At 53.2% G+C, this 4,271-nt stretch carries 3 protein-coding genes, 1 tRNA gene and 1 pseudogene; 2 read left to right on the top strand and 3 right to left on the bottom strand.

Translation table 11 applies throughout. The features are described from left to right. A pseudogene (gene nrdD, locus JCM13995_RS13050) lies at nucleotides 1-713 on the bottom strand (anaerobic ribonucleoside-triphosphate reductase); the annotation flags it as partial. Nucleotides 714-794: 81 nt separating this feature from the next. Between nrdD and JCM13995_RS14770 the strand changes: the two are divergent. Continuing rightward, the gene (locus tag JCM13995_RS14770; RefSeq protein WP_156314501.1) at nucleotides 795-1,214 is read left to right on the top strand and encodes a hypothetical protein; all 420 of its coding nucleotides are present in this window, start codon (nucleotides 795-797) and stop codon (nucleotides 1,212-1,214) included. A gap of 582 nt (nucleotides 1,215-1,796) precedes the next feature. Here the strand turns inward: JCM13995_RS14770 and JCM13995_RS13035 are convergent. After that, a tRNA-Ala gene (locus tag JCM13995_RS13035) sits at nucleotides 1,797-1,869 on the bottom strand. Nucleotides 1,870-2,160: 291 nt separating this feature from the next. Further along, nucleotides 2,161-3,336 (bottom strand): MDR family MFS transporter, encoded by a 1,176-nt coding sequence (locus JCM13995_RS13030; RefSeq protein ID WP_054666381.1) that lies wholly within the window; start codon nucleotides 3,334-3,336, stop codon nucleotides 2,161-2,163. A 295-nt stretch (nucleotides 3,337-3,631) separates the two neighbouring features. Between JCM13995_RS13030 and JCM13995_RS13025 the strand changes: the two genes are divergently transcribed. Beyond that, nucleotides 3,632-4,271, top strand: a 640-nt coding sequence (locus JCM13995_RS13025) for a hypothetical protein (RefSeq protein WP_054666377.1), incomplete at its 3' end; no start/stop codon positions are given.

Here is a 4,271-nt window from a genome sequence, read left to right as displayed (position 1 = left end):
GGTTCCGACGTCCGCGCGAGCAACCGCCGTACTGGTAGAGGCGACGTTGGCGATGATCTGCGTCATTTGGGTGACGGCGACCTGAATGCTGTGAGCCGGCTCTACCTCGGCGTTGCCGATGCAAAAGCGTGATTGAGCATTTCCTTGAAGTCGATCAGGCAGCAGTTGGTCTCGGCCATGTAAGGCGTGTAGTCGAGGTCGTGCCAGTGAATATCGCCGCGCAGGTGGGCGTTTGCCACGGCCGGTGGCAGCATTTTCAGCCCAATGGCCTTGGCCACGGCGCCGGCCGTCAGGTCCCGCTGCGTGGAGAACACACGCGAGTCCTTGTTGGCATTTTCGTGCACAACGGTCGAGTCGCGGTCCAACAGTTTCTGGACGTTGTAGTTGACGTCGGCCTTCTTCGAGCGCTCGATGTCGCGCTTTACCCGGTATTTGGTGTAGGCCTCGCCCCAGTCGTACTGGTGCGCATCCAGCAGCGCCTGCTCCACAATGCTCTGCACCTCGGGAATGCGCACGTCTTTAGTGAAGCGCTCGGTGATCGTCGCGACCGCGGCATCCGAGATCGATTCGATCAACGTGTAGTCGGTCGGCGCAAGCTCGCCGTTCACCGCCTTTGCTGCCTTCGTGATCGCGGCCGTGATTTTGCTCTGGTCAAAATCGACGATCCGCCCGTCGCGTTTTTTTACGTTGATTTTTACTTTTAAATCGATCATGGATACCCTCTCCGTTCCTTTGTTCAGATTCGAACATCATAGAAACATTCTATCACGTTTAAGATTGGATGGGCACTATATATGGCAGAAAGACCGTCCAAATTGGCCAAAAATACTAGATATTGTATGGCGGACAATTTAATCATTATCGTGTCATTGCGTGAAAATATGGCCCGTCCACCTCAGTCCTCAGGCCGATTTTACGGTCAAACCGCGCGCTCGTCACCAGCCTTTGCTATACTGAAATTATCATCTCATGGAGGCTCACTATGGAACTGCGCAATGGAAACAAATCGGCGTCATCGCGTGATCATCATTTTGGGACTGATTCTGCTGCCGCTGGTGGCAGGCATCATCAGCCTGATTATCAAAATCGCCTTGTTCCTGGCCATCGTGGCCGGGCTATACTGGGCATATCTCACGTTTATCAAAAAAATGATGTCACCTGAGCCGGCCATGCGCCGGCTTTTTGATTCATTTGACCGTCCTCAAAAATATTGACGACGCTGTCAACAATAACCTCGCTGATCACGCCAATACCCCGCTTTCAAGGCGAATCACCATCAGCTAGTCCGGCCATATGCTCGGCCAATTTGACTGATCTATCAGCCACGAAGCGCCGACAATCGGCTAAACGTCTAGGTGCCTGGTTATTCAGCCAGTCGTCAGACAACGGCGGAGAATAATCATACACAATGATGACTGACTCAAGCGGACCGTTTAGCGCATTCGAGATTTTCGCCATGTACGGGTAAAAGCTCAGATAGGGGGTAAATCGCCCCTAATATGTTAAGGACCATGGCTGCCGTCGTTAATGAATTCGTTCCAAGGCAAATGTCATCCGTGAGCGCTTTGTCTCCCGCTAGATTCTCTTTATTAATCGTAAAGAGCAACGCGAATAGTTTTGCCTTTTTTTCTGTTCCAACTGGCATCCCCTTCTGGTCATCTCTGCGGTAATCATTTCATCATCCTTTGAGATAATCGGAAAGAGACCAGACAAACCGCGAAGCTTTCCTAAATACAATAAAACCGGCATTCTAAGGCCTTGCAAGCGCCTTGCGAATACCGGTTTTTTTACCCCTATGGATCCGATGAGATTCGAACTCACGACCTCTGCCATGCGAAGGCAGCGCTCTCCCAACTGAGCTACGGACCCAAAACACAAGTATTATTGTAGCATACCAAGACCGGCTGTAAAGAGGATTTTGCCGCGACGACCGGCTGGGCCATTGGGCTGGCCTTGGCGGCACCAAAAAGGCCGCTGAGTGAGCGGCCTGAGGAGTTGGCCAGGTAGTTTGGGGGACTGCCTGACAATTTTTACTTTGGAGGAGTAAAAATGAAAAATTGGGTTGGGGTAGAAAGGCTTGCGTCTTTCTATGTTCTTATAATATCCATAAGTTGTGAAGAAAATATGAACTTTTATAATATTAATGATGAATTGCATTAGTTATTTAACCGATGCTGCCCGCCAAGAGAAAATCGCGATCGACACGTACAAAATAATCGCCAGCGCGAGAAACAGCGGGTGGTAACCGACAGATTCGATCACCAGCGCCCCAGCCAGGGGGCCGACTGCCCGGCCGGCAGAGGCAAACATCTGCACATAGCCTTGGAACCGGCCTTTTTCTGCCAGCTCGGTGTACATGTCCACGTAGGTCGCCACAGAAGGCAGCGCCAGAATCTCCCCTAAGGTCAACACGCCCATCGCCAGCACGAACATCCAGTACGAGTGCGCCGGGATCAGGATCAGGAAGGCCGTGCCAAATAGCGCAAACCCCACGCCGAGACGCAGGCGCAAGTGCGCGGTCAGCCAGTCGTCAAACAGGGTCAGGATCGGTTGCCCCAGCACAATGAGCACCGCGTTAAACGTCCACAAGAATGAGTAATTGCGCACGTTCATACCCAGCGACAGCATGAAGGTGGAGATGTTACTTTGCCACTGCTCGTACGCCACCCAGGTCAAAAACAACGTCATCAGCAGCAACATGATGTTGATCAGGTGTGGATTCTTGCGGTTAGTTTTCCCCGCTTGGACTCGCTCAGCAGTCGGGCGCTTGGGAATATTGAAGTGCCCAAGCGCCACGCCGAAGAACAGCAAAAACATGACAAACGCCAGTGCAAAAATGTACGCGATCCCGAGCGGCAGCACGTAGCCGACAATCAGTGTCCCGATCACCAAGCCTAAGTTCTGCATAAAGTACAGGACGTTAAACACGTAGCTGGCGCGCCGACTGGTCGCCAGCGTGGCAAACGAGTTGATCGCCGTGTTCACCAGTCCTGAGCCAAAGCCCATGAGCACCAAAAATAACGGGTACGCCGGCCAGCCGTGCCAAAAAATGAGGGCCAGTGAGGTCCCGACGTCGAGCCCGATTCCAGTCAGGATGGTGCGGTACGGCGACCACCGATCAAACAACCGCCCACCGATCAAGTTTCCCAGCATCATCGCCACGGAATTGAAAAATAGCACGATCCCCGAAATTGTCAGGGACTCACCCAAGTACTCGTGCATGTAAATCGTGGTCAGTGGCCAGATGAACGAGATCCCGGTGTTGGTGATCAGCGAGCCGAGAAATAACCACTTCAGCGTCAGTGTCTTTTTTTTGCCATGCGTCCTTCCCTCCAAAGTCGGTCTGCAACTTATTCTATCCGGCCCGGCATCGTTTGTCCGCCTAAATGGGCACTTTCTCATTTTAAAAGCTCAAATTGTGCACAATATAAGGAAACTTTTGATGGCACTGGTTTCACCGGTCCTGCGGTTGCGGTAAACTAAACGTATCAGTAAGAAGCGAGAGGAAACGACATGACAGTAGAATCCAGCCTTAATTATCAAAATAATTTTTTTTAAAACATTCGCTCAGGCCTGGGCTGACCGCTCGACCTATCATTTATATCAGGGCATCGATACGACCAGCGAGACGTTGCGTCTGACGCTGGCAGAAACCCCGGGTTACATTCTGGCCTACGACAAGGCCGCTGTGCGCGAGCTGCACGACTTCCTGCGCCAGGACTTCATCGCCTTCTTGCGCGAACACATCCCGTTCTTCGAGGTGTCCGACCAAGGCGAGGTCTACTTTGGCGACTGGTACCACCGCCGCCAGTTTGGCACGATTGACGTGTTCAGCCGCAGCATTGTACAGCGCACGGACGCCGAGCGCGAGATCCTGCCGCAACTGCGCGCGTTTGCCAAGGACCCCGACCATTTTCTCGATAATCAGCTCGAGGCCATGCGGAAAGACACCTATCAGGAAGTCGATCGCTTGCACCGCCAGCTGGAGGACGCCGAAGCCGATGCCGCCTCGAGTGATGCGGTTCAGCCTGAGGCCACAGGGTCACGGGTGCGCGGCTTTTTAAAGAGCTTTGTCGACCCCGATCAGGATCAACCTGCTGCCACATCGCACAAGCAGAGCGGCCCAGATCAAAGCCAGCTCAAGGCCCGCTTTGACTCCGCCAAGGCCAGCGCCGATGAAGCCTTCGACACGCAAAAGCGCCAGCTCCAAGTCGGCGCCGCGATCACGCGCTACGAATACCAAGCCGTCACTTCTAACTACAGTTCCGTCG

It is taken from the genome of Lacticaseibacillus camelliae DSM 22697 = JCM 13995, from assembly GCF_001311195.1.
GTDB lineage: Bacteria > Bacillota > Bacilli > Lactobacillales > Lactobacillaceae > Lacticaseibacillus > Lacticaseibacillus camelliae.
Note: the sequence above shows the minus strand (reverse complement) of the source record. Positions and strands in the feature narration are given on the sequence as shown.